The sequence below is a fragment of the Ensifer sp. 22460 genome, assembly GCF_052044935.1.
Classification (GTDB): Bacteria; Pseudomonadota; Alphaproteobacteria; order Rhizobiales; family Rhizobiaceae; genus Ensifer.
In genome coordinates, this window is the sequence record NZ_JBQENZ010000003.1 from 80,189 (window position 1) to 105,172 (window position 24,984).

The window sequence follows — 24,984 nt, forward strand, 5'->3', positions numbered from 1 at the left end:
GGCGGTTCTCAGCCTCTCGAAGCCCTATGCCTTCACCATGCCGCTGGTTGTCGCTTACGCCTGGAGCCTCGGCGAGCCGGGCATCTGGTTCGCCACACCGACAGCGGAGGCACTGCTGCTCGTCGTCGCGATGCTCGTCCTCTGGCAGACATCGCGACCGCGTGGCGTTGCGGATTAGTCGCTCTCAAAAAACGCACGATCGCCCCCAATGTCGGAGGCGATCGGCTTCACAACGCGGCTCTGCTGGGCTCCCACTTCAGGCGGTAGCGGCGAGCGCCGGGTAGTCGACGTAGCCCTTCGCGGTGCCGCCGAAATAGGTCATGCGGTCGGCGTCGTTCATCGGCGCCTCGGCCTTCAGCCGGTGAACGAAATCCGGATTGGCCAGCACCATCTGGCCGTAGGCCTCCAGATCGGCGAGCCCGGATGCGAGATCGGAACCGATCTCGTCGCGTCCGCGGCCCGGCCTGTTCAGGATCAAGGGCTGCGTCCAGAGCTTGCGGAGCGAAGCGAGCAATGGCTCGTCGCCCGCATGCATGATGTGCAGATAGGCAAGGCCCAGCCTGTCGAGTTCGGCAACCAGATAACGATAAAGATCAGGCCCTTCGGCACCCTCGTCGATGCCCCACATCGCAAGGCCGGGAGAAAGCCGGATGGCGGTGCGATCCGCGCCGATCTCCTCGGCGATGGCCGCGGCTACCTCGATCGCGAAGCGCGCGCGGTTCTCGATCGATCCGCCATATTCGTCGGTGCGGGTGTTGGCGCTCGGCGCCAGGAACTGATGGACCAGATAGGCATTGGCGCCATGGATCTCGACGCCATCGGCACCGGCCTCTACCGCGCGACGGGCCGCATGGCGGAAGTCGGCAACGGTCCGGCGCACTTCTTCGGTCGTCAGCGCCCGCGGCGTCGGGATGTCCTGCATGCCCGTTGCCGTGAACATGCCACTCCCCGGCGCGATCGCCGACGGCGCAACGCCCTGGCGGTGATGCGGCGTGTTGTCGGGGTGCGACATGCGCCCGGCATGCATGAGCTGGACGAAGATATGACCGCCCCTCTCGTGCACGGCAGCAGTGATCTTCTTCCAGCCGGCGACATGCGCATCGGTATGGATGCCGGGTGTGGTGAGATAGCCCTGGCCGTCGTCAGAAGGCTGGGTGCCTTCGGTCACGATCAGGCCGACGCTGGCGCGCTGGGCGTAATATTCGGCGGCAAGCGCGCCCGGCGTACCATCGAATTCGGCGCGGCTGCGGGTCATGGGCGCCATGGCCAACCGGTTGGCAAGCGTGTAGCGACCGATGCGGACAGGGTTGAATAGCAGGCTCATCAGGATCTCCTTCGAGGCTTGTCCTTAAGTTGGAGTCCTTGTCCACTATTCCGTTTCCGGGATAAATATAGCCATACTGAATTTACTGTTCCACTGATGGAGCAATGCGATGACCCATTTGAACGACATGGCACTGTTCGTCGAAGTGGCGAAAGCCAGAAGCTTTCGCAAAGCCGCCGAAATCGTCGGCATGCCCAACTCCACCCTTTCGCGGCGGATCAGCGAGCTGGAGAAGGCGATCGGGCTGCGGTTGCTTCACCGCACGACGCGAAAGATCGAACTCACCGAAGCGGGCCAACTCTATTTCGAGCGCAGCAAGCGCATCGTCGACGAAGCGCGCCTCGCCCACGAGCAGCTCGGCGCCATGCTGGAGCAGCCGAGCGGCCTCCTGCGCGTCTCCATGCCGGTCGATTTCGCGACCATCTACATGACGCCGCTGATCGCGGAATTCGCCCGGCGCTATCCCGGCATCACCTTCGATTTCGACCTGACACCACGGCGCGTCGATCTGGTGACGGAGCCCTTCGACGTGGTGATCCGTGCGGGCGAACTGCAGGATTCACGCCTGATCGCGCGGCTGCTCGGCCGCCACGCACGCTATCTCTACGCTTCCCCTGCCTATCTCGACGCATTCGGAGAGCCGCAAGCTCCGGCGGATTTGGCCCGTCACGACTGCATCTCTATGCCGAGGGCAACGGACTGGACGCTGCATGATGGCCGCAACCACAAGATCGAGGTTTCGGTCGGCGGCCGCTTCACGGTCAACAATGTCGGCATGATGCGCGCACTTGCCGTCAACGGTCAGGGCATCGCCTTGCTGGCCGAACGCATCGCCGGTGACGATTTCGCCGAGGGTCGGTTGAAGCGTGTGCTGCCCGCCTGGGAGGGCACTTCCGTCGCAATCCACGCCATCACCGAAACACGGCTACTGCCGGCCAAGACCCAACGCTTTATCGAGTTTCTCCAGCAACAGATGGGACGCAGCTAGAGTAAGTCGCGCAAAAGTAGGCAGCGGTTTTGCGAAATGACATTCGAAAAATCGAAAGAAACGCAAGGAGCGAATCTGAAAGATCGCAACGCGCTTTGACCGCGAACGCCTTCATCTTCCGGCCCTAGTGAGAACACGCTAAAATATAGACAGCATGCGGAGAGCGGGATGGCAAACGGGCGCGTCGAGCGGCGACTTGCGGTCATCATGGCCACCGACATTGTCGGCTACTCCCGTTTGACGGAGGCCGACGAAATTCGCACGCTCGGCACTATGAAGCGGCTGCAGACGTCCATCCTTGCTCCCAGCATCGCCGCCTGCGGCGGGCGGATCGTCAAGCTGATGGGTGACGGCGCGCTGGTCGCCTTCGACTCCGCCGTCAACGCGGTGGATTGCGCCCTATCGCTGCAGGAGGCGCTCGCTTCCGATCAGCTGGAGCAGCCTCCCGACGACCGCATCCTCGTCAGGATCGGCATCAATCTCGCCGACGTCGTCATTGAAGGAGACGATCTCCTTGGCGACGGCGTCAACGTCGCCGCGCGCCTGCAGGCCTCGGCATCCCCCGGTGGCATATGCATCGCCGATGTCGTCCATCGGCAACTCAGCGCCAAGAACCGATCGGCCTTCCTCGACGGCGGCGAGATCGCGCTGAAGAACATCACGCGCCCCATCCGCGTCTGGCACTGGACGGACGCACCGACAATGGGGCCGGCGGCCTCGCAAGCCTGCGCGCACACGTCGATCGCGGTCCTGCCGTTCGAGAACCTCGGCGGCGCGACGGAGCAGACCTTCTTCAGCGACGGCATCAGCGAGGACGTCATCGGCGGGCTCGCGCGGTTCCGCTCGCTTTCCGTCACATCAGCCAGTTCATCCTTCAGCTTCCGCGATCGAAATGTCGATAGAAGGGAGATCGGCCGCCGGCTCGGCGTCACCTACCTCGTCGAGGGCAGCGTCCGCCGCGCCGGCGAGCGGATCCGCGTCACCGCGCAGCTGGTCGAGGCAGCGAGCGGCGCACACCTCTGGTCGGAGCATTACGACCGAAGCCTGACGGATATTTTCGCGGTGCAGGATGAGGTGACCCGGACGATCGTCTCCACCCTCGTCGGGCAGATCGAGAGCGCCGGCATGCGGCAGGCGCTCCGCAAGCCGCCGACGAGCCTTGCGGCCTATGAATTCTACCTGCGTGGGCTCGCGCATATTCGCGGCTACGAGCCGGAAGACAACCGGCAGGCATGCGCCATGTTCCAGGCGGCCGTCGACCGCGACCCGCATTTTGCCTTGGCTTACGCCCATCTGGCACTCGCGACCACCGCCGCGCAAGGCTACGCCAATGCCCCGCAGGACGTTCTCGACAGTGCCCTGGCCATGGCGCGCAAGGCGGTCTCGCTCGACGAGACCGAAGGCGGTTGCCAGCGGCTGCTGGCGCTCATTCACGTCAATCGCCGCGAATTCGAGTTGGCCGAACGACACTATCGGCGCGCCTATCTGCTGAACCCCAATGATGCCAGTGCGCTGGTGCAGATGGGAGGCCTCTTTGCGCGACGCGGCAAGCTTGATGAAGCAATGGAGTGGATCAACGAAGGCTTCCGGTTGAACCCATTTCCGCCACCCTGGTATAGCGCTGCACTCGGCAACGCCCTTTATATCCTCGGCCGCTATGAAGAGGCAGCCGCGGCGCTCAAGGAGTTGCCCAATCCCGGCCCCTTCACGCTCGCGCGCCTTGTCGCCTGCCATGCGCAGGCCGGCAGCAGCGCCGCCGCCGAGGAGACGAAGGCCCGCCTTCTGCAGGTGCGCCCGGACTTCTCGACGGAAGACTTCATCCGGCGCGGCCTCCTGCTTGAGCTGGACGAACACCGCGACCTGTTCCGCCAGGGCCTGCTGAAGGCAGGACTGCCGGCGTGACGCAATCGGCTGGCCCGATCATGGAACCGTTTCACACCGGAATTGGTTTCAGAACCGCGAAAAGCCCGTGCGCGGCGGCATGATGAAACCGCGCCCGTCACCGATGAAGGGCGCAAGCCCCTTGGCCACCGCCTCGCTCGGATTGCCGTAGACCTCGAGCCGCTCCACCGTGCAATGGGCAGACACATCCTGGATATGCGCGTCGGACATCTGCCAGTGTCGGAGCACGTCCTGCGAATTACGATAGAGCTGGATACTTACCGCCTGCATCGCCTTCTCGTCGATGAAGGTCTGCGCCATCAGCTGCGGTGCGTGCGTTTCAACGAAGGCGATCGCGCTCAGCACCGCCTCGCGGAACGGATCGAGATGGCCGGGGGTGATCCTCATCAGGTTCCGAAAAAGCAGCTGCTCAGTCATGCCGTCCTCCATGTCGCTTGTCGTCTGGCTCCCCGGGCCGGGCTGGAACCGGGAATGACGCTCCGCGCGTCGTCATGGAAGGGTTTGTAGGAGCTCAACTATAGTTGAGGTCAAGCCTGATAAATCTCGTGCACCTCGCATTAACACTTGCCGTGGAAGATTCGCATTGCTGCATGATGCAGCTTCAAACCAAGGGCAATGATATGCTTGACCTCCCTGTGCTGATGCCGCTCGTCATCAGCTTTGCTGCGATCTACCTGTTCTTCCGCTGGGTCGTATTCGACATGAACTCCCCCAAATAGCCGGCAGCCGCGCGCCACCTCGACCCCGCCATCCCGCCCTCTCCCTTGATATCGTCGACCAGACGGAAGCCGCGTCTCACGGCTGTTGTGGCGGCAGCAGGAACAGGGTCATGCCGAAGATCACGTAGACCGTCAGCGCCAGCACGCCCATGTACCAGGCAGAACGGCCGGCATTCGACAGCAGCGTCGCCGCCATGGTCGCGACCAGCATCATCACGATGGCCCCCGGCCAGAACTGCAGGTCCATCGGCTGCGGCCCGAGCACATAGCTCAAGAGCACCAGCAGCGGCGCGACAAAGAGAGCGATCTGCACCGCGCTGCCGAGCGCGATGCCGACGCTTAGGTCGAGCCGGTCCTTGCGCGCAGCGGAAAAGGCGGTCGCCATCTCGGCCGCGGCCCCGACGAGCGCGACGACGACGAAGCCGACGAAGGCCGGCGTCATGCCAAGCTCTTCTGCCGCCACCTGCACCGAGCCGACGAAAACCTCGCTGACGAGCGCCACCAGCACGGTCACCGCCAGAAGCACGCCGATACCGGTCGCCAGCGGCCAATGCGCCTCCTCTCCGCCATGCCCGGAGCCGGCGGAGATGAAAAGTTCGCGATGGGTCCTGAGCGAAAACAGCATCCAGAGCCCGTAGACGACGATCAGGACAACAGACAGGCCGGCGCTCAATTGCTGGGTGAAGGGCGTCTGCGGCTGTCCGTCGGCTGCGCCGATGAGCGACGGCACGAGAACCGCGACCGTCGCCATGAACAGAAGGCTCGCCAGGAAGCGCGCATTCACCCGGTTGAACTCCTGCAGGTGATAGCGCAGCCCGCCGAAGAGGAACGAGCCTCCGAGCATGAAGAGCGTATTGGTGACGATGGCGCCGGCGATCGAGGCCTTGACCAGCAGGTATTGACCGGCGGCGAGCGCCATCAGCGCGATGACGAGTTCCGTCAGGTTGCCGAGCGTCGCGTTGAGCAACGCGCCGATCGTATCGCCGGTTCGTGCCGCGACGGACTCCGTCGCCTGGCTGAGCAGGGCCGCAAGCGGCACGATGGCAGCCACCGAAAGGAGGAACAGCAAAGTGTGTGCCCCCGGCCAGATGTGCTCGCCCGCGATCGCCAGGGGGACGAAAACGAGAAGCCAGAGAATGGGTGTCCGGCGCACGTAATCAAATGCACTGCCCATGGCCGCCTCCCCACGCCAACCGGCAAGCCTAACCGGATGCCATGTCCGGCTGGATGCTGTTGGTCAGGGCATAGGATTATTCCGCTTCAGGCAAAGGCGCATTGACTTTTATCAAGTCGCACGCGCCACGGCCCTACCGTCGACCCGCCGCGCCACGAGATCGCCGAGTAGGCGCTGCCGACCGTGCTGATCGGCGTCGCCTCGGCCGGCATCCTGCGCCACCTCCTGGGCTGAGCGTCGCGCAAAATCCGCGAAACCACTTGTTAAATCCCCCCGGCTAACATGAGCGACCGTGATGCCGGGGTTTTTGCGTTGCTGAACAATGATCTTCATTCCTCAATCCGCGCGGGAGAGCAGGATCGCCGTGACGGCCTGAAGCCCGGCAACCGGTTCCTGGGGCGTGTCGTCGCGTGCAGCGGCGCGCGCGCCACGATCGCTGCCGTCGCCGAAAACGGCGAAACGTCGCTGACCGAACTCTGGTCGGTCGGGCGACTGATCTCGATCTCCGTCGGCAGAAACCGCGTCGTGGCGCTGGTCTATTCCATGCAGACCGCCTCGGCCGAATGGGGCGAGGAAGCCAACAACACCTTCCGCATCGAAGTCGAACTGATGGGCGAGGTCCACAAGGGGGCCGATGGGCGCGAGGCGTTTTCCGCCGGCATCAGCCAATATCCCTATCTCGGCGCCATCGTGCACCGCATTCGCGCGGCCGACCTTGCCCGCATCTACGATTCCGGCCGCAACGACAGCTGCATCATCGGCAAGCTCACTCAGGATGAGAGCCTCGACGCGACGATCCACGTTCCCTCGATGCTCGCCAAGCACTTCGCCATCGTCGGCACGACCGGTGTCGGCAAATCGACCGCAGTCACGCTGCTGCTCAACAAGGCGATCGCCTCGGATCCGAAGCTGCGCGTGCTGATCCTCGACCCGCACAACGAGTTCGCCGCCGCCTTCCCGGAGCTTGCGGTCGTCATCGCCACCGACACACTCGACCTGCCCTTCTGGTTCTTCCGCCTCGAGGAATTCGCCGAGGTGATCTTCCGCGGCCGCCCGGCGCCGCCGGACGAGCTCGACATGCTGCGCGACATCATTCCCGAAGCGAAGAAGGCTTTCCGGGGTGGCGAATCCGGCCTCATGCGGCGCCAGACGGAGAAAAGCTCGATCACCGCGGATACGCCGGTGCCCTACCGTATAGCAGACCTCTTGGCGCTGATCGACGAACGCATCGGCCGGCTTGAGGGGCGCAACGACAAGCCGCATCTGCGCTCGCTGAAGGTCAAGATCGTCTCGGCGATCAACGATCCGCGCTACCATTTCATGTTCTCCTCGAACACCATCACCGACACGATCCAGGACACGATCGCCAAGATCTTCCGCATTCCCGGCGATGGAAAGCCGATCGCCACCTTCGAACTTGCCGGCATTCCCTCGGAAGTCGTCAATTCCGTCGCTTCGGTGCTCTGCCGCATGGCTTTCGAAATCGGCCTGTGGAGCAATGGCGGCATTCACATGCTTGTCGTCTGCGAAGAGGCGCACCGCTACGTGCCGGCCGATCCCTCGCTCGGCTTCCTGCCGACCCGCCAGGCGATTGCCCGCATCGCCAAGGAGGGCCGCAAATACGGCGTCTCGCTCGGCGTCATCACCCAGCGCCCCGGCGAGCTCGACCCGACGATCCTTTCCCAGTGCTCGACGGTCTTTGCCATGCGGCTTGCCAACGACCGCGACCAGGAGATCATCCGTTCGGCCATCCCGAACTCCTCGACCTCGACCACCAGCTTCATCTCCTCGATCGGCAACGGCGAAGCGATCGCCTTCGGCGAGGCCGTCGCGGTGCCGATGCGCATGCGTTTCAACCGGATAGCCGAAGAGCGCCTGCCGCGCGCCCACGGCATCGTCGACCGGATCGACGAAGACGCACCGCCGACCGTCGACCTGCGCTCGATCGTCAGCCGCATGCGGGCGATCAACGGGCCGGATATTTCCGGCTTCCAGCAGAGCTACATTGCGGCAACGACCGGCAGCGAAGAGCAGCGCTGGGACAGCGAACTCGGCGCCACATCCGCAAGCGAGGCGGAGCATGGCTTCGCCGACGAGGCCCTCTCTGCCGAGCCCTACCGCCCGGACATGCTTCCACGCAGCACCATTTCCCCCAATCCCGAGCTGGAGCGCTTCAACCAGATCCGCCAACAGCTTCTGAACGAAAAGCCCGCGGCCGAGCAGCCCGCGCCTCGCTTCGCGGCGCCGCCGCCCACAGCACACGATTCGCCGCCCACCGCGGGCGATCGACCGCGCGAAGGGTCGCTCCGGGAAAGCCTGCTGAAGCGGCCGCTCGGCAGCATCATCCGCAAGACCTAGCGCAAATTCCCGTCGCTCCTTGCGCGACCCCTGGCCTTGCCAGGGAAATTGGGCCTCCGATAGAATACGGATCATGATTGTCTCGTGATCCGGGCGCTCATCCAAAGGTGCGGTCGCAAGGCTTCTGGAATGCCACGGAACCTTTGCAGCGCCCCGTCGTTGGTCTGCGCAATCCTGTAGCGCGAACAGACAGCGGATCTTCAAGCACTCAACGAAAACGACGTCAGGAGGCCGCCATGGTCGCAAGCGTAACCCCTTTCTTGATGTTCCAGGATGGCGTCGCGGAGGCAGCCATGGCCTTCTACATCTCGCTCTTCCCGAATGCCGAGGTGCTGGAGATCGAGCACTATGGCCCGGGCGAGCAGGGTCCTGAAGGCAGCATCAAGGTTGCGCTCTTCCGGCTCGGCGCACAGAGGGTCAAGTGCATCGACAGCCCGGTCAAACACGCCTTCGATTTTACCCCCTCCTTCTCCTTCTTCGTCGAATGCCAGAGCGAGGACGAGATCATCACGCTCGCGACCATGCTGGCCGAGGACGGCGCGGTGCTGATGCCACTCGACAACTACGGTTTCAGCCAGCGCTTCACCTGGATCAGCGACCGCTTCGGCGTTTCCTGGCAACTGAATTTGGCGGCCTGAGCGCAATTCTGCCGAGCGAGACTGACGTGTCAGCCCCTCAAATCGGCATAGTCCCACCATGCCTCAAGCCGGAGACGGGCCTCTTTGACGACGTCGGCGTAGTCTGCCCGAAAAGGTGCGACCAGTTGCTTTTCCAGATCCGCAAGCAGCCCGTGCAGCACAGCGCATTCAGCGGCGCTTTCGAAGCACTCCGCGCCCGGCGTGGGAGCATCATTCTCCCCGCACCAACGGGAAAGGAGGTCGAAAAGTACGGGGCTTCATGGGAGAAAGGCGGATTTCCGCGCTGTCGGGAAGTGATTTCTGCTCGTTTTTCATGGTCGGGAGTTGGCCCCTCCGCTCGACAACACGGCCTCGGCGCTCTCGATGCGCCGCCAGCTCTCGTCGAGCTGGTTGCGGAACCAGGTCATCTGGCGCTTGGCATATTGCCGCGTTGCCGCAGCACCCATCTCGATCACCTCGGCCTCGTCGAGTTCGCCCCTCAGAAGTGCGGCGATCTGGCTGACGCCGATCGCCTTCATGAGGGGCATTTCCGGCGGCAGGTCGAGCGAAAGCAGCGTCCGCACTTCGTCGATCGCGCCGCCCGAAAGCATCAACTCGAAACGGCGATTGATGCGGTCGTGCAGGAGCTTGCGCTCCGGCAGCACTACGTATTTCTCCGCCCGGTCCGGATCGACGATCATCGGGCCGTTCTGCTTTTGGAAGAAGCGGATCGGCTTGCCGGTCGCCTCCACCACTTCGAGCGCCCGGACGATCCGCTGGCCGTCGCCGACGTTCAAGGTCGCCGCCGTCTCCTGGTCCTTGGCCTCGAGCACGCGATGCAGGGCTTCGGGCCCTTCCGCCTTCAGCCGTTCGCGCAGCCGCTCGCGGATCGCGGCCGGGATTTCGGGCATGTCCGAGAGACCGCCGGTCAGCGCCTTGAAATAGAGCCCGGTGCCGCCGACGAAGACCGGCATCCGCACCTCCTGCTTGAGCCGCGCGACCAGCGCCTGCGCCTCACGCACCCAGGCGCCGGTGGAATAGGCTGCGGCGGCCGGCACATGGCCATAGAGACAGTGCTCCACGCCGCCCATATCCGCTTCGTCGGGCCGCGCCGTCAGCAATCGCAGCGTGTCATAGACCTGCATGCTGTCGGCATTGACGACCACGCCGCCGTGCCGGCGCGCCAGTTCGACCGCAAGCGCAGACTTGCCGCTGGCGGTCGGCCCGGTTATCAGGATCGCGTCGCTCTCGGTTTCAAGGTTATTGTCCATGGCTCTCGTTGCCACGCTTATCGCCAATCCGTCAAATCCTGTTCTGACGCCAGCACTCGCGGAAACCGCCGCCGATGCCGTCAAGGCGTCCGGCCTCTATTGGCTGGCCGATGGCGTCGCCTGCGATATCGCGCTCGCCGACGGCACTGACCCGGATGCGGCCGAAACCCTGCTGCGCGATGCAATCGGCGGCGCGCCGATCGATGTCGCCGTGCAGGACGCCGAGAGCCGCCGCAAGCGGCTTTTGATCGCCGACATGGATTCGACAATGATCGGCCAGGAATGTATCGACGAACTGGCCGCCGAAGTCGGCCTCAAGGACAAGGTGGCGGCCATCACCGCCCGCGCCATGAACGACGAGATCGCCTTCGAGCCGGCGCTGATCGAGCGCGTCGCGCTTTTGAAGGGCCTGCCACTCAGCGTCGTCGACGAGGTGATCGCCAAACGCATCACTCTGACGCCGGGTGGACGCACCCTGATCGCGACGATGAAGAGCAAGGGGCATTACACCGCGCTCGTCTCCGGCGGCTTCACCGTCTTCACCGGACCGATCGCCGAGATGCTCGGCTTCGACGAGAACCGCGCCAACACGCTGATCGCCGAAGATGGCGTGCTGACCGGCGAGGTCGCCTCCCCCATCCTCGGCAAGCAGGCCAAGGTCGATGCCCTCATCGACATTGCCGGCCGCCTCGGCATCTCGACGGACGAAGCCCTTGCCGTCGGTGACGGCGCCAACGACCTCGGCATGATCCAGCTTGCCGGCACCGGCGTCGCGCTGCATGCCAAGCCTGTGGTCGCCGAACAGGCCAAGGTGCGCATCGACCACGGCGACCTGACCGCCCTTCTCTATCTCCAGGGCTATCGCAAGACGGATTTCGTCGGATGATCATCTCCGAGACCGAGCGGCTGCGCATTCGAGCCTGGAAGGAAAGCGACCGCGATCTCTTCTTCGCGATCAACAGCGACCCCAAGGTCATGGAATTCTTCCCCTTCCGCCGCAACCGCGCGGAAGCCGACACGCTCTTCGATCGTGTCGGCCGCGGCATCGCCGAGACCGGTCTGGGTTTCTTCGCGATAGCGCTGAAGGCCGACGACCGGCCGATCGGCTTCTGCGGCCTCGCCTTGACCGACCTGGATCCGCACCTGCCCAAGGGAACGGTCGAGATCGGCTGGCGACTGGCGCCGTCCTATTGGGGCAAGGGCTTTGTCACGGAAGCCGCCTCCGAACTCCTGCGCTACGCCTTCGAGGAAAAGGGGCTCGACGAGGTGGTCTCCTTCGCGATCGCCGCCAACAGCCGCTCGACGGCGGTCATGCAACGGCTCGGCATGCACCGCGACGCCACCCGCGACTTCGACCACCCCCGCGTCCCCGCCGATCAGCCGGCGCTCGTCCCCCACGTGCTCTACGCCATCAGCGCCGCCGAGTGGCGGAAGCGGCGCGCGAAGTAACCAGGCCTTCTTTCGACAGGATTGCCCCTCACTATCCTGCCGGACAGAGAGTGGCCGATCACAACACTCTTGGCGCGTCTCACGTCTCCCGCCCGGCGCCCGGATAACTCCGCTCGATCCAGGCGACAAAAGCCTTTGCCGCATCCGACAGCGCATCGAAGCGCCGCGCCACGAGAAAGAACGCGCCATAGGGCACAGATACCTCGAAAGACTGGATCAACCGCCCGGCGATCACATCATCGCGCGCATGGTCGCGGTCGATCAGACCCGCGCCGCTGCCACGGAGCGTCGCCTGCAACACCATCGAACCATCGGCAAAGATGGCGCCGCGCTCGAGCTTCACCGGCGCGGCACCGGCGGTCGCGAACCATTGTTCCCAGAGCTGCCGGTTGTCCTCATGCAGAAGCGCGTGCTGCAGCAGGTCGTCGGGGCGATCGAGCGGCCGCCCCGAGGCGGCCAGCGCCGGTGCGATCACCGGGATCATCTGCACGCGCGCCAGCAGCCGCGACTCGACCCGCGGCCAGCGATCGGTCGCAAGGCTGTGGCGGATGGCAATGTCGGCCTCGCCGCTGCGAAACTCGGAAAGCCGCGGATCGGCATCGATCACCAGGTCGATCTCCGGGTGCGCCTCCTGAAACTCCTGCAGATGCGGCACCAGCCAGCACCCGGCAAAGGAAGGCTCGGCGCTGACCTTCAGCGTCTGCGAGAGCCGCCGCCCCGAAAGCATATCGAGGCTCTCTCCGACCATGTCGAATGCCGACGTCAGCACGCCAAGCAGCACGCGGCCATCGGCGGTCAGCCGGACGCTGCGATGATGCCGCTCGAACAGCGGCCGGCCGATCAGGTCCTCGAGCTCGCGCACCTGACGGCTGATCGCCGCCTGCGAGACGAAAAGCTCGGCGGCGGCCAGCGTGAAGCTCTCCAGTCGTCCCGCCGCCTCGAAACTCCGCAGCGCCGTCAGGGGCAATCGTCCGCGCTTCATGCATAACCTCAAGTTATCCGAAGCCGACAGTAAACTCGTTTGAGGGACAGGGGCAAGTGCGGTGAAATAAAGGTCAGAAAGGAGGTGCGGCCATGCTCGCGATCATCGACATCCTGTTCGAAGCCCTGCGGCTGATGACCTTCCAGCCGGCCCGCAGGAAGTCCTGCATGCACCCTCGAGCGGTAGAGAGTGGCGACTGTTAGTCTGCGGCGCTTCAACTCCGCACCCAGACCGAGGTTCCGGCAGCACGATCGTAAACGGGGTCCCGCTTTCGGATGACACTCACGGTAATCCAAGCAAACCATCCGACGAATATGAGCCCTGCGAGAATGTTGGCGCCGACGAAGAAAGGGTGGGTGAGCAGAACAAACGGGTCCCAGGCCCCACGTGCCACAGCGAGTTCAAATCCCAACGTCACCAGCATGCCGGGAACGACCGCAGCAAACATCACGGCGTAACGCAGCAAAGCCGAACGTACAGGTACGCCAACGGCGAAGGCATCCCGATGGCTCGCCGTTCTGATCGAAAGCAACTGCTTACCGAGCGTCGCGCCGCGGCGGCTTTCCAGCACCACGAGATACGCCAGGAATACGATAATGCCGAAGAAATCGACGGGCCAGACGTCGCGTTGTTTCCCGTCTGCTCCCAGATAATAGGTTTGCGAAATCCGGGTCGTGGTCCCAGCTTCAACGGTAATCTTGCTGACCGTCAAAGTTCTTTTCAGGTCGAACCCAGCCAACGTAACCCGGCATTCAACGACGCTATTGTAATCGGCTGGTGGCGGTGGCGTAGGCGCTATCGGAAGATCACCGATATCTTCGCAAACCGTACTATGGAAACCAAAACTGGCCTGCACGGCTCCGCCGGTTAGCATGAACAGAACGACGACCACAGCCTGCATCGGCAGGGCGACAAGCATAAAGTCTATGAGGAATGCTATGGCTCGTCGCCAGAAGCCTGCGCGCGATACGACATTCTCAACGCTGTCCGTCATCAGATTCCCCCGGCGAAATGGGATCTGTTCGACCCCAGTTCGCTAGGTGTAAAGACAACCTTGCGGGGAAATCAATACCTGCCCTACCCGCGCCAGCCGCTCGTCGCCACAATCGCATCCAACTCCGAAAGAAACGCGGACAACCGCACGCCCTTTTCTGGTCGCGGACGCAGGATGAGGGGCGGCCGCAAACCACTGAAGAGATCTGAATCAAAAACTGAACAGGTGGATTCTATCTTCAAGCCTGTCCGCCGATCGCACTGAAAAGACTCGACAATCGGCGGCATGACCGCAGCAAAACACGCGGCGGCGGCTGGCCATCGTGGCGGGCTCGCCTACTCCACCCGCACCGTGACGAAGCGCAGTTCGCCGGTCTTGCTGGAGAGCATCAGGAGCGCGTTGCGGCGGCCGTTCGACTTCAGCTCCTCGACGCGATCGGCAACGTCGCCGGGCGTATCCATCGCCTCCTGGCCGACCTCGACGATCACGTCGCCTGGCTCGACACGGCGTTCCGCCGCCGCCGAATTCGGCGAGACCTCGGTGATGACAACGCCGTCCACGTCTTCGGCAATGCCGTATTTCTTCCGCGTCTCCTCGTTCAGCGTCGCAAGCTTCATGCCGAGCACGACATCGGTCGCGGGCAGCGGGGCTGCTTCGGGCTTGTCCGGCTTTTGCGTCTCGTCGTTGGTTGTCGCCGCCGGCGCGGCAGCGACATCATCGCCATCTTCGAGGCGACCGAGCGTCACCTTGACCGTCTGCTCCTTGCCGTCACGGACGACCACCACGTCGACCGCCTTGCCGACAGGGCTTTCGGCAACGGCACGCGGCAGATCGCGCATCTCCGTGACGTCACGGCCGTCGAACTTGACGATGACGTCGCCGGCCTTGATCTCGCCATGGGCAATCGGCCCGCCCTCGATGATGCCGGAGACGAGCGCGCCATGCGGCGTCGCCATCTTCAGGCTCTCGGCGATATCGTCGGTCACCGGCTGGATACGGACGCCGAGCCAGCCGCGCCGGGTCTCGCCGAAATCCTTGAGCTGCAGCACGACGTTGGCGGCAAGCTCCGTCGGTACCGAGAAGCCGATGCCGATCGAGCCACCCGACGGCGAGATGATCGCGGTGTTGATGCCGATCACTTCGCCGGCCATGTTGAAGAGCGGCCCGCCGGAGTTGCCGCGGTTGATCGCCGCGTCCGTCTGGATGAAGTTGTCGTAGGGACCGGCATTGATGTTGCGGCCGCGCGCCGAGATGATGCCGACGGAAACCGAGCCGCCGAGGCCGAACGGATTGCCGATCGCCATCACCCAGTCACCGATGCGCATCTTGCGGGAATCGCCGAAAGGCACCGCCTTCAGCGGCGTCTTCGGCTCCACCTTCAAGACCGCGAGATCGGTCTTGGTGTCCTTGCCGACGAGCTTGGCCTTCAGCTTGCTGCCATTGGCGAAGTTGATCTCGATGTCGTCGGCACCTTCGATCACGTGGTTGTTGGTGACGATGAAGCCGGTGGGATCGATGACGAAGCCGGAGCCGAGCGAATCGACCGTGCGCTGACGGTTGCCGCCCTGGCCACCCTGCCCTTTGAAGAACTCGTCGAAATAGGGCTGGTAGGGCGAGCCCTCCGGCACCTGCGGTGCCGGCGCATCGTCATCGTTCTTGACCTTCTGGGAGGTCGCGATGTTGACGACCGCGTCCAACAGCCCGGCGGCGAGATCGGCAACGGAAGCGGGACCGTTGGTCGGCGGGCGAATGGCCGTGTTCTGGGCGAGCGCAGTACTGCTGAAGGCAAGCGCGCTTGCGAGCGCCAGAACGCCCAGGGTGGCGCCAAGCGAGTGAGCTCGGAATTTCGTTCGCGTGGACAAGTCGCTTAAGCTCCTCTGGCTGTTCGATGGTCGACCGCTTCTCTTGGCCGCCACCTCTCCTGCTTACGGCGCCGAGCGCCATAGCACTTTGATTCTTCGCACAATTTTGCGTCGACCGGAACCGGCAAGAGCGCCTATGCGGTAGGAACCGTCGACGCAATCCGCAAACCGCGCGACTTTCGATTTTCACCTGAAGATAAGGCGGAATTCGGAAGCGTCCACACACGATTTCCTGATCCCCGCGCAGAGGACTGCGAAAGGCTGGAAGGTACCGGCTGCGTCTTCTTGGAAGGAGGCGCGACGTGTCAGGTCGTCAGGTCGTGCCCGTGGTCTTTCAGGGCCTGCACCGCCTTGTCGAGATCGGAACCGGCGACGAAGACATAGTCGGTGCTGAAGGTCGAATTGGCGAAGACGCCGACGCCGGCGGCCGAAAGCGGCCTGAGCACGGACGAGAGCACGCCGGGAACGTCAAAGGCAAAGTGCTGTTCGACGCGGAAGCAGCGCCAGCCGAGCGAGCTCTGGACGCTGGAAGGCACGCGGGCGGCTCGGCAGACCAGCGTCATCTCCTCGCGGGAGCTCGACACCGTCCAGAAGCCCGGCCCCGGCAACCATTCCGGTATGCTGGAGCCGATAGTGAGGCGGGTGATCGCGTATTCGGCATCGACCAGCCGGATCAGCAGTTTATGTGGCATTTCGCATTATCCTCGAAGCAACCATACAAGTCCGACCCCGGCAGCCACGGAAAAGAGCCCCGCCAGTCGAAGCTGATGTTCGGGGACATACGGCAAACGCTTCGCCATTTCCACCAAAACCAAAGGGGCCAGTGCGTACACCAGCCCCTCGATGATCAGGAAGAAAGCGATTCCCGTCAGGAAATCTGACATCGCCCGCTTAGTTCCCGGTGGTTGCTGGCGGCGCCGCGGCAGCCGGTGCAGTGCCTTCGGAGTCGTTGAAGTAACGGAAGAATTCCGAATGCGGCGAAAGCACAAGCGTCGTGTCCGGGCTACCGATCGACTGGGTATAGGCCGCCATCGAGCGGTAGAATTCGAAGAACTTCGGATCGCGCGCAAAGGCGTCGGCAAAGGTCCTCGTCCGTTCGGCTTCGCCCTCACCGCGCAGAATTTCCGAATCGCGCTGCGCCTCGGCGACGATCTCGACGACCTGACGGTCGGCGATGGCGCGACGACGCTGGCCGGCTTCGTTACCGCGGGCGCGGATCAGTTCGGCTTCGGCCAGGCGCTCGGCCTTCATGCGGTCGAAGGTCTGCTGCGAGACTTCCTGCGTCAGGTCGGTGCGACGGATGCGAACGTCCTCGATGTTGAGGCCGAGCGATTCGGCATCGGTTTTGAGGTCGGCGCGAACTTCGCGCATCATCGATGCACGCTCGTCCGACAGTGCCGCTTCGAAGCCACGCAGACCGTAGACGCGGCGCAGCGATGCGTCGAGACGGGTGCGCAGGCGTGCCTCGGCCGAATCGCGGTCGCCCGAAACGGTTTCGCGGAAGCGGCGGGGATCGGCGATCTTGTAGACGACGAAGGCATCGACTTCATAGAACTTGCCGCCCGAGACCTGGACGCGGATGTTGTCGAGGTCGAAGCGCAGCGCCTGGTCTTCGACATATTGCACGCGGTCGGCATCCATGAAGGCGAAGGGCAGCTTGAAGTAGAGGCCCGGCTCGGCCTTGACGTCCTGGATCTGACCGAAGCGCACGACGATCGCCTGCTGGCGTTCGTTGACCACGAAGATCGACGAATAGAGACCGACGAAGACGACGGCGAGCAGGATCAGGATGACTGAGGTACGATTGTTGATCACTGTGCTGCTCCCGCTGCTGCTGCTGCACCCGACTGGGCAGGCCGGCCAATTTCATTCAGCGGCAGATAGGGCAGAACGCCCTGCCCGTTCTTCTCGTCGATGATGACCTTCTTCGACTTGCCGAGAACGCCCTGCATCGTTTCGAGATAGAGACGTTTGCGGGTGACTTCGGGCGCCTTGGAATATTCGTCATAGACGGAGATGAAGCGTTGCGCCTCACCCTGTGATTCCTTGACGACGCGGTCCTTGTAGGCGGCCGCCTCTTCACGGATCTGCGCGCCCTGACCGCGGGCCTTGCCGAGCACCTGGTTGGCGTACTGGTTGGCTTCTTCGACGAAGCGGTCTTCGTCCTGTTCGGCACGCTGCACTTCGTCGAAGGCGTCGGCCACTTCGCGCGGCGGCGCCGCATCCTCGATCGCGACGGTGTTGACGGAGACGCCGGCACCATAGGTGTCCATCGTCGCCTGGATCGTGCTCTTCACGTCGGCGGCGATTGCCTGACGGTTGTCGCGGAAGATGTCCTGGGCCGGACGGCGGCCGACGACTTCGCGCATGGCGCTTTCTGCGACCCGCTGCAGCGTGTCGGCCGGGTTCTCGACGTTGAACAGATAGGCCTTCGGGTCGGTGACTGAGTAGAGCACCGAGAACTGCACGTTGACGATGTTCTGGTCGCCGGAGAGCATCAGGCCCGAATTGGACTGACCACCAGTGCGCCCGCCAATGTTTTGCTGCTGCTCCGTCACCTTGACGATCTCGACGGTTTCGAGCGGCCAGAAGTGATAGTGCAGGCCCGGCATCGAAATTTCTTCCTTCGGCTTGCCGAAGCGCATTTCGACGCCGCGCTCGTCTGGCTGCACCGTGTAGATCGAATTGATCAGGATGAAGCCGACGATCAGCAGGCCGACGATGGCGAAGACACCGCCGTTGAAACCGCCGGGAACGACATTCTTAAGCTGGTCCTGACCACGGCGAATGATCTCTTCCAGATCCGGCGGGCCACCCTTGCCGCCACGCGGCCGATTGGGCCCCTGGCCCCATGGGCCCTGATTGCCGCCGCCGCCGCCGCCCCATGGGCCGCCGCCGCCATTCTGATTGCTCCAGGGCATCAAAACCTCTCTATTGAAACTTCCCACGCCAAACGGCCGCGCCACCGCGCGGTCGTTTACGATGTGAAACCGTTATAGGTATCACCCGCACCGCTTTCAACGCGATAGGCCCGAGTTCACCGTAAATGGTTCAAAATAGTTGACGATCCGGCGCGTCAGGCTGTCGCACGCCGCTTCCAGGTAACGAAATGCATGGCATGACTGTCCTTTTGCCCTGCGGCAGGTCCTCTTCGAACACCTTCTCGAAGACTTGCGCGTCGATATCAGGAAAGCGCGTGTCACCGTCGACCTCGGCCTGTACCTCGGTCACATGCAGGATATTGGCAAGCGCGATCGACTGGCGATAGATCTCGCCGCCGCCGATGACGCAAATCTCATCGACGCCCGCCGCCTGAGCCTCGCGGTTCGCGACCGCGATCGCGGCATCGAGCGATGGCACGACATCAGCGCCTTCGGCGACAAAATCCGCGTTGCGGGTGATGACGATATTGGCACGGCCAGGCAGCGGACGGTTCAGCGAAGCCCAAGTCTTGCGCCCCATGATCACCGGCTTGCCGATCGTCAGGGCCTTAACGCGCTTGAGGTCGGTGGAAAGCCGCCAGGGCAAATCCCCCTCGCGGCCGATGACGCCGTTGGCGGCAACAGCGACGACGATCGATATCTTCGGATCGAGGTTCTTCGTCTCAGTCATGAAGCCCTTGCGGTCAGCAAAATAGTTGACGATCCGGCGCGTCAGGCTGTCGCACGCCGCTTCCAGGTAACGAAATGCATGGCGTGACTGTCCTTTTCGCCCTGCGGCAGGTCCTCTTCGAACACCTTCTCGAACACTTGCGCGTCGATATCAGGGAAGCGCGTGTCACCGTCGACGTCGGCCTGGACCTCGGTCACATGCAGGATATCCGCCATGCCGATCGACTGGCGATAGATCTCGCCGCCGCCGATCACGCAGATCTCATCGACGCCCGCCGCCTGAGCCTCGCGGTTCGCGACCGCGATCGCGGCATCGAGCGATGGCACGACATCAGCGCCTTCGGCGACAAAATCCGTGTTGCGGGTGATGACGATATTGGCACGGCCAGGCAGCGGACGGTTCAGCGAAGCCCAGGTCTTGCGCCCCATGATCACCGGCTTGCCGATCGTCAGCGCCTTGAAGCGCTTGAGGTCGGTCGAAAGCCGCCAGGGCAGATCGCCGTCTCGCCCGATGACGCCGTTGGCGGCAACGGCGACGACGATCGATATCTTCGGATGGATGCTCTTCGTTTCAGTCATGGAACCCGTTCGGTTTGCTGTCGATTTCCCTTGCCCGGTCGTAGGCCGCCCGGTCCGTCACCACGCGGATGTAGCGGTCGACCACCGTGCTTTCCGGCAGGATCTTGCGCATCCATTGCAGCGCGCTTGCGAGCAGCAGGTCGGCCGCACTCATCGTTTCGCCGAGCAGATAGGTCCGGCGGGTGAGCACGTCGATCACATGAGCGCACATTTCGTTGTAGAGCCGCGCCTGCGCCGGATTGTTGATGGTCGCACCGGAGATATGGGCGAGCGCCGTCGGCTCGATCACCCCGGCATAATAGGCGAGCCAGGAGAGATAGGCGCCGCGCTCCTTGTGACCGGGCGGCCGACCGAGGCTGCAATCGGGATGGAGGTCGGTCAGATATTGCACGACCGCCGCCGATTCCCAGATCACTGCGCCGTTGTGAATGAGCGCCGGCACCTGCTTGTGCGGATGCGGATTGTTATCGTCCGGCGCGCCGGAGCCATCCCAGCGGCGGATCGAGACGTAGCGGATCTCGTATTCGGCACCCAGTTCCTCAAGCAGCCAGACGATGCGCGACGACCGCGACAGGGGCGCATGGATCAGTGTGAGCATCATACCTCCCTTGAGGGCCAGCCCTCCCCGGCCACTCTCCGCTGCAGCCCTCGCCAATCGGCTCCATGGCCACGCCCGTATTGTCATGCATGGCAGCGAGGCCCACCCGCACACGCCGGGTCGCCGCTGGCGCGCAGGCGGGTCCGCCCCGCCCAGGTGCCTTAGACCGCGATCGGCGCCTTGATCGTTGAATCAGCTTCGTAGCCGACGAGCGTAAAGTCTTCGAAGCAGAAAGAAAACAGGTCCTTCACGTCAGGATTGATTTCCATCCGCGGCAACGCCTTCGGCGTGCGGGTCAGCTGCAGCCGGGCCTGTTCGAAATGGTTGTGGTAGATATGCGCATCGCCGAGCGTGTGCACGAAATCGCCGAGCTTCAGGCCGGTCACCTGCGCCACCATCATCGTCAAAAGCGCGTAGGACGCGATGTTGAACGGCACGCCGAGGAAGATGTCGGCGGAGCGCTGATAGAGCTGGCAGGAGAGCTTGCCGTCCGCCACGTAGAACTGGAACAGGCAGTGGCAGGGCGGTAGCGCCATTTCGTCCACCAGCGCCGGGTTCCAGGCCGAAACGATGTGGCGGCGCGAATTCGGGTTGGTCTTGAGGCTTTCGACGAGGCCTTCGATCTGGTCGATGTGACGCCCATCCGGCGCCGGCCAGGAGCGCCACTGATAGCCGTAGACCGGGCCGAGATCGCCGTTTTCGTCGGCCCATTCGTCCCAGATGGTGACGCCGTTTTCCTTGAGGTAGGCAATGTTGGTATCGCCCTTCAGGAACCAGAGCAGTTCATGGATGATCGAGCGCAGGTGCAGCTTCTTGGTCGTCAGAACCGGGAAACCTTCGGCGAGGTCGAAGCGCATCTGGTGACCGAAGACCGAGCGCGTGCCCGTACCCGTCCGGTCGCCCCGATCGGTTCCGTTGGTCATCACATGGTCGAGAAGGTCGAGATATTGCTGCATGGTCTGGCGCCACCGATTCGTATTGCCCTAAATTTAGGACGAAGCCGGCGGCGAACCAATGACCAAGGGACGATTATCCCGGATAATTCGGCTGCCCTAGAGCGGGATGAGGAAAAGTGCACGCGCTTTTCCTCATCCCGCTCTAACTATGAGAGGCGATCACGTTTATGGTTTTGGGTCAATCGACCCAAAACCATCGTGATCTACAGCGCTTGCAGCTTCCCGAGGTTCTTCGCCACCAGGTAATAGAAGGTAACGCGCGACTTGGAGCGATCGGCAGACATCTCCTTGACCGTGGCGGCGATCGCCGTATCCGCATCGCCGCCGCTGATGCCGAGCTTCTTCTCGCACCATTTCTCCTTGACCCGCTCGAGCTCCTTCGGATCGGTCGCCGACACGAGCGAAGAATCCTTGTTGCGAAGCGCAATCCCAAGGTGACGCACGATCTTGTTCACGATCGCCTCGTCGGCGCCGCTGTCGTATTTCTGCACATCTGCGAGGTAGTCCGTCATGAGGCCTCCAGGTTGCTTTGCTTCTCGAAACTGCGGCCGGACAATGCCTGCCGCATGCAGCAGCGGGAGTTTTTCATGGATGCCGGTCAAGTCAAGGCGGTTCGGGGCCGGCACAGTCCGGGACAAAGTCATATATCCGACACATCCCCCTTTTCTTGGAGACAGGAAAGACCTATATGAACGGTGCCGTCTTCGGGCGGCTATGGCAATAAACGGGCGATGAAATAAACCCATTGGACCCGGGGGCGGTACCCGGCGCCTCCACCAAAAACCGATCTCCTGAGGGTCGGCTTTTGATGGGGGCGAAATAGGATCGACAAGGGCGTAAAGATCGACTTTTTGCTCGGCATTGTACCACCGTTATCGGGCTAAACTTATAGTTGCAAACGACAACTATGCTGAAGCACGTCTCGCTGCTTAATCGCGGTGCGACACTTCAAATCAAGTCCTTCCGGGTAGCACCGTAAGGCGGGGTCCGAAGGCACCTGGCAACAGAAGCCTTCACCTTCTCCCCCGCCTCGAAATGGTCTATAGATGCTCAAATAATTGACTCGTCCCTTGTGGATGGGCAATGAAGCGTGACGGCGGCTAGCCGGCAGCAAGCAGTAAGATTGAGTTCGAGGAAAGACGGGACACTCATGGGCCAGGACCACATCCGCTACGACATTCTGGCACAGGACGCGCTCCGCAGCGTCATCCGCAAGGTCCTGACCGAAGTCGCCACGACAGGCCATCTTCCCGGCGAACACCACTTTTTCATCACCTTCCTGACCGGCGCGCCGGGCGTGCGCATCTCGCAGCACCTCAAGGCGAAGTATCCCGAGCAGATGACCATCGTCGTCCAGCACCAGTTCTGGGAACTGAAGGTCACTGACGTCGGCTTCGAGATCGGGCTTTCCTTCTCCGACACGCCGGAACGCCTGGTAATCCCGTTCAACGCCATCCGCGGCTTCTACGACCCCTCGGTCAATTTCGAGCTGGAGTTCGATGTCGCCGCCGGCGAGGAGGAAGAAGTGGAATCGGCCGAAATCACCGCCTATCCGGTCCCGGAAGAAAACGGCGAAGCCACGGCCAAGGAAGACAAGCCGACCGAACCGAAGAACGGCGGCGGCTCCGTCGTTTCGCTCGATTCCTTCCGCAAAAAGAACTGATCACCACCGGCTGCAAGCTCCCCCTGGTCGCAGCCGATCGGGGGACCGGGATCATGCAGCCACGCGAAGTGCTACAGCGACCTTTGCGCATTGAAGACGCGCAGCGCTGAAGGAGCATCGGATCATGACCGGCGACGTCGTCAATCTGCGCCAGTTCCGCAAGCGCCAGCAGCGCACGGAAAAGGAAAAACAGGCCGAACAGAACCGCATCTCCTTCGGCCGCACCAAGGCTGAAAAATCCCTGACAAAGGCGCTGAACGACAAGGCGGAGACCCGCCTTGACCAGGGCCGCATCGAGCGGCCGGCCAAGGACGAAGGCGGCGACAGCAAGGACTGAGCCGCCCTTCCCGAAGAAAAGGCTTCCGGAGCAAGGACTTGCGACCGCTTTTCGAATCGAATTGCCAAGCAGTTGAATCGATCCCGCAGCCCGCGTGCGGCAACTTTCCGCCGCAGCACGCTCCAACTTATTACAATCGATCCCGTTTACGGGGCGATCCGCCCCAAAGTCATTTTGATCCAGAGACCGGACAATGATCCGTAAGCACTCCGCGACCCTGCACGGCCACCGCACCAGCTTCTCGCTCGAAGACGCGTTCTGGCAGGAACTGAAGGCGATCGCCGAGACAAGGGCGATGCCGCTCGCGCAACTCATCGCCGAAATCGACGACCAGCGCACGCCCGATAGCAACCTTTCCTCGGCGCTACGGGTCTACGTGCTGGAATGGCTGAAATCGAAACTTGCGCTGCCGTCGCCTGACGCGAACTGACGCGCAACCCATTGCGCCAACAACAAGAAATCACCTACAGCGCCGNCGGCGCTGTAGCACTTTGATTTGCTGCATGTCTTTGTCCTTAAATCGAGGTCGATTCAAGGAGACATGCAGTTCGCCACTGTGTGGCCCTTGCAACAGCAGCACCGGTTTTGCCCGCATTCGTTCCCGTTCGCCGCCGAATTCGGTTGTTTTCGCAGCAACTTATATAAAGATGTGCGTATCGAGGGTGGCAAGTCTGAGTCGCCACCACTGCGGGAGGCGTATCATGAGAATCTCTACGCGTATCGGCCTTACGGCCTGCTTGAGCTTGGTGTCCTGCCTTTCGGCCAATGCGGCCGATATCACGCCGCTGATGGCGCCGACGGCGCCGGTGGAAGAAACCGAGAGCGGCTGGCAGTTTACCGTCGCCCCCTATTTCTGGATCGCAGGCATTTCCGGCGACACGGCGCAATTCGGTCTTCCCACCGTCCATATCGACTCTGACTTCGGCGACATCTGGGACAATCTGGATTTTGCGGCCATGGGCATAATTGAAGCCCGCAAGGACCGCTTCAGCATCTTCTCCGACTTGATCTATTCCAAGCTTTCCGGCGACGGTAAGGCGCGTGGCATCTTCACCGACACGGTGGACGTGAAGTCCGAAACCTTCGCCGGCCTCTTCGCCGTCGGCTATACGGTGTTCGAGGATCAGCAATCGCACCTTGACGTTGTCGGCGGCGCCAAGGTCTGGTCGGTCGATACCACCATCTCCTTCCAGGGCGGGCCGCTCGACGGCGTCAGCCGTGAAGACGGCGAAACCTGGGTCGACGGCATGGTGGGCTTGCGGGGAGCCTACTACATGACGCCGGAAATCTACCTGACCGGCTGGGGGATCGTCGGTGCTGGCGGCGCCGATATCGATTGGGATGTAGGGCTCGGCCTCGGCTACCGCTTCAGCGACACCATCTCGGCTGTCGCCGGCTATCGTGCGGTCGGCGTCGATTACGACAACGACGGCTTCATCTTCGATACGGTGCAGCAGGGCCCGATCCTCGGCGTTTCCATACGCTTCTGAGCATTCGCATGGGAAAGAACCCGGTTGCCATGCAACCGGGTTTAAGAGGTGGTGACCCAACCGTCACGTTTGTCCGCGCGTCTCCCGACCGCCGTAGCAGACGTCGCACG

Annotated in this window: 26 protein-coding genes, 1 other RNA gene and 1 pseudogene; 12 read left to right on the forward strand and 16 right to left on the reverse strand. The window is 62.9% G+C overall.

The features are described from left to right. Positions 1 to 37 precede the first annotated feature (37 nt). On the forward strand, positions 38 to 178 hold the full coding sequence (locus ACTJKM_RS04695) for a hypothetical protein (protein WP_162764781.1): 141 nt from the start codon (positions 38 to 40) through the stop codon (positions 176 to 178). A 78-nt stretch (positions 179 to 256) separates the two neighbouring features. On the opposite strand, the gene ACTJKM_RS04700 is transcribed toward ACTJKM_RS04695, so the two are convergent. Next, the gene (locus ACTJKM_RS04700) at positions 257 to 1,324 is read right to left on the reverse strand and encodes an alkene reductase (protein ID WP_113514356.1); all 1,068 of its coding nucleotides are present in this window, start codon (positions 1,322 to 1,324) and stop codon (positions 257 to 259) included. A gap of 109 nt (positions 1,325 to 1,433) precedes the next feature. Between ACTJKM_RS04700 and ACTJKM_RS04705 the strand changes: the two genes are divergently transcribed. Together ACTJKM_RS04705 and ACTJKM_RS04710 are read left to right on the forward strand one after the other, a co-directional pair. Then, complete coding sequence (locus ACTJKM_RS04705) at positions 1,434 to 2,312, forward strand: LysR family transcriptional regulator (RefSeq protein WP_113514358.1); 879 nt, start codon at positions 1,434 to 1,436, stop codon at positions 2,310 to 2,312. Between the two features lie 168 nt (positions 2,313 to 2,480). Continuing rightward, positions 2,481 to 4,214: an adenylate/guanylate cyclase domain-containing protein gene (locus ACTJKM_RS04710; protein WP_113514360.1), complete on the forward strand. Its 1,734-nt coding sequence runs from the start codon at positions 2,481 to 2,483 to the stop codon at positions 4,212 to 4,214. A gap of 48 nt (positions 4,215 to 4,262) precedes the next feature. Here ACTJKM_RS04710 and ACTJKM_RS04715 read toward each other — a convergent pair whose 3' ends face one another. After that, positions 4,263 to 4,631: a hypothetical protein gene (locus ACTJKM_RS04715; protein ID WP_440659952.1), complete on the reverse strand. Its 369-nt coding sequence runs from the start codon at positions 4,629 to 4,631 to the stop codon at positions 4,263 to 4,265. Positions 4,632 to 5,009: 378 nt separating this feature from the next. After that, complete coding sequence (gene cax / locus ACTJKM_RS04720) at positions 5,010 to 6,107, reverse strand: calcium/proton exchanger (RefSeq protein ID WP_057253595.1); 1,098 nt, start codon at positions 6,105 to 6,107, stop codon at positions 5,010 to 5,012. Between the two features lie 282 nt (positions 6,108 to 6,389). Between cax and ACTJKM_RS04725 the strand changes: the two genes are divergently transcribed. Together ACTJKM_RS04725 and ACTJKM_RS04730 are read left to right on the forward strand one after the other, a co-directional pair. Then, positions 6,390 to 8,465, forward strand: coding sequence for an ATP-binding protein (locus tag ACTJKM_RS04725; protein ID WP_440659954.1), 2,076 nt, complete (start codon positions 6,390 to 6,392; stop codon positions 8,463 to 8,465). Positions 8,466 to 8,701: 236 nt separating this feature from the next. After that, complete coding sequence (locus ACTJKM_RS04730; protein WP_113514366.1) at positions 8,702 to 9,103, forward strand: VOC family protein; 402 nt, start codon at positions 8,702 to 8,704, stop codon at positions 9,101 to 9,103. Between the two features lie 311 nt (positions 9,104 to 9,414). On the opposite strand, the gene miaA is transcribed toward ACTJKM_RS04730, so the two are convergent. Then, positions 9,415 to 10,353, reverse strand: a complete 939-nt coding sequence (miaA, locus tag ACTJKM_RS04735) for a tRNA (adenosine(37)-N6)-dimethylallyltransferase MiaA (RefSeq protein WP_113514368.1) — start codon at positions 10,351 to 10,353, stop codon at positions 9,415 to 9,417. On the opposite strand from miaA, the gene serB reads away from it, so the two are divergent. Next, a complete protein-coding gene (gene serB, locus ACTJKM_RS04740) occupies positions 10,352 to 11,239 on the forward strand; it encodes a phosphoserine phosphatase SerB (RefSeq protein ID WP_440659955.1) in 888 nt (295 codons plus the stop codon). The two genes, miaA and serB, sit on opposite strands and share 2 nt — an antisense overlap. Next, the gene (locus tag ACTJKM_RS04745; RefSeq protein ID WP_113514372.1) at positions 11,236 to 11,802 is read left to right on the forward strand and encodes a GNAT family N-acetyltransferase; all 567 of its coding nucleotides are present in this window, start codon (positions 11,236 to 11,238) and stop codon (positions 11,800 to 11,802) included. The genes serB and ACTJKM_RS04745 overlap by 4 nt, the downstream gene beginning before the upstream one ends. A 79-nt stretch (positions 11,803 to 11,881) precedes the next feature. Here the strand turns inward: ACTJKM_RS04745 and ACTJKM_RS04750 are convergent, their stop codons facing one another. From ACTJKM_RS04750 to ACTJKM_RS04805, 12 genes and pseudogenes are all read right to left on the reverse strand, one after another. Next, the gene (locus tag ACTJKM_RS04750) at positions 11,882 to 12,784 is read right to left on the reverse strand and encodes a LysR substrate-binding domain-containing protein (protein WP_440659957.1); all 903 of its coding nucleotides are present in this window, start codon (positions 12,782 to 12,784) and stop codon (positions 11,882 to 11,884) included. A gap of 214 nt (positions 12,785 to 12,998) precedes the next feature. Further along, entirely contained in the window at positions 12,999 to 13,778 is a 780-nt protein-coding gene (locus tag ACTJKM_RS04755; RefSeq protein ID WP_113514376.1) for an RDD family protein, read from the reverse strand. 335 nt (positions 13,779 to 14,113) lie between these two features. Then, on the reverse strand, positions 14,114 to 15,640 hold the full coding sequence (locus ACTJKM_RS04760; protein WP_440659959.1) for a DegQ family serine endoprotease: 1,527 nt from the start codon (positions 15,638 to 15,640) through the stop codon (positions 14,114 to 14,116). Positions 15,641 to 15,945: 305 nt separating this feature from the next. Further along, positions 15,946 to 16,332: an ACT domain-containing protein gene (locus ACTJKM_RS04765; RefSeq protein WP_057253576.1), complete on the reverse strand. Its 387-nt coding sequence runs from the start codon at positions 16,330 to 16,332 to the stop codon at positions 15,946 to 15,948. A gap of 6 nt (positions 16,333 to 16,338) precedes the next feature. After that, a complete protein-coding gene (locus ACTJKM_RS04770) occupies positions 16,339 to 16,524 on the reverse strand; it encodes a DUF2065 domain-containing protein (protein ID WP_057253574.1) in 186 nt (61 codons plus the stop codon). Positions 16,525 to 16,531: 7 nt separating this feature from the next. After that, on the reverse strand, positions 16,532 to 17,455 hold the full coding sequence (gene hflC, locus ACTJKM_RS04775; RefSeq protein ID WP_057253572.1) for a protease modulator HflC: 924 nt from the start codon (positions 17,453 to 17,455) through the stop codon (positions 16,532 to 16,534). Beyond that, positions 17,452 to 18,561, reverse strand: coding sequence for an FtsH protease activity modulator HflK (gene hflK / locus ACTJKM_RS04780; protein WP_093233684.1), 1,110 nt, complete (start codon positions 18,559 to 18,561; stop codon positions 17,452 to 17,454). The genes hflC and hflK overlap by 4 nt, the downstream gene beginning before the upstream one ends. Positions 18,562 to 18,716: 155 nt before the next feature. Then, positions 18,717 to 19,252 (reverse strand): annotated as a pseudogene (locus ACTJKM_RS04785) (dihydrofolate reductase). A 41-nt stretch (positions 19,253 to 19,293) separates the two neighbouring features. Continuing rightward, positions 19,294 to 19,830 (reverse strand): dihydrofolate reductase, encoded by a 537-nt coding sequence (locus tag ACTJKM_RS04790; protein ID WP_113514378.1) that lies wholly within the window; start codon positions 19,828 to 19,830, stop codon positions 19,294 to 19,296. Further along, positions 19,823 to 20,428: a glutathione S-transferase gene (locus ACTJKM_RS04795; RefSeq protein ID WP_057254388.1), complete on the reverse strand. Its 606-nt coding sequence runs from the start codon at positions 20,426 to 20,428 to the stop codon at positions 19,823 to 19,825. Before ACTJKM_RS04795 ends, ACTJKM_RS04790 begins: the two co-directional genes overlap by 8 nt. A gap of 161 nt (positions 20,429 to 20,589) precedes the next feature. Further along, positions 20,590 to 21,384, reverse strand: a complete 795-nt coding sequence (locus tag ACTJKM_RS04800) for a thymidylate synthase (protein WP_113514380.1) — start codon at positions 21,382 to 21,384, stop codon at positions 20,590 to 20,592. 203 nt (positions 21,385 to 21,587) lie between these two features. Beyond that, positions 21,588 to 21,896, reverse strand: coding sequence for a DUF2853 family protein (locus ACTJKM_RS04805; protein WP_057253564.1), 309 nt, complete (start codon positions 21,894 to 21,896; stop codon positions 21,588 to 21,590). A 146-nt stretch (positions 21,897 to 22,042) separates the two neighbouring features. On the opposite strand from ACTJKM_RS04805, the gene ssrA reads away from it, so the two are divergent. The 5 genes from ssrA to ACTJKM_RS04830 all read left to right on the forward strand — a co-directional run bounded on the left by ssrA (position 22,043) and on the right by ACTJKM_RS04830 (position 24,874). After that, positions 22,043 to 22,402: a transfer-messenger RNA gene (ssrA, locus tag ACTJKM_RS04810) on the forward strand. 132 nt (positions 22,403 to 22,534) lie between these two features. Next, positions 22,535 to 23,047 carry an SspB family protein gene (locus tag ACTJKM_RS04815; RefSeq protein ID WP_057253562.1) on the forward strand — a complete coding sequence of 171 codons (513 nt, stop codon included), beginning with the start codon at positions 22,535 to 22,537 and terminating at the stop codon, positions 23,045 to 23,047. Between the two features lie 124 nt (positions 23,048 to 23,171). Next, a complete protein-coding gene (locus ACTJKM_RS04820; protein ID WP_057253560.1) occupies positions 23,172 to 23,384 on the forward strand; it encodes a DUF4169 family protein in 213 nt (70 codons plus the stop codon). 193 nt (positions 23,385 to 23,577) lie between these two features. After that, positions 23,578 to 23,814: a ribbon-helix-helix domain-containing protein gene (locus ACTJKM_RS04825; RefSeq protein ID WP_057253558.1), complete on the forward strand. Its 237-nt coding sequence runs from the start codon at positions 23,578 to 23,580 to the stop codon at positions 23,812 to 23,814. A 271-nt stretch (positions 23,815 to 24,085) separates the two neighbouring features. Further along, complete coding sequence (locus tag ACTJKM_RS04830; RefSeq protein ID WP_057253556.1) at positions 24,086 to 24,874, forward strand: hypothetical protein; 789 nt, start codon at positions 24,086 to 24,088, stop codon at positions 24,872 to 24,874. Positions 24,875 to 24,984 lie beyond the last annotated feature (110 nt).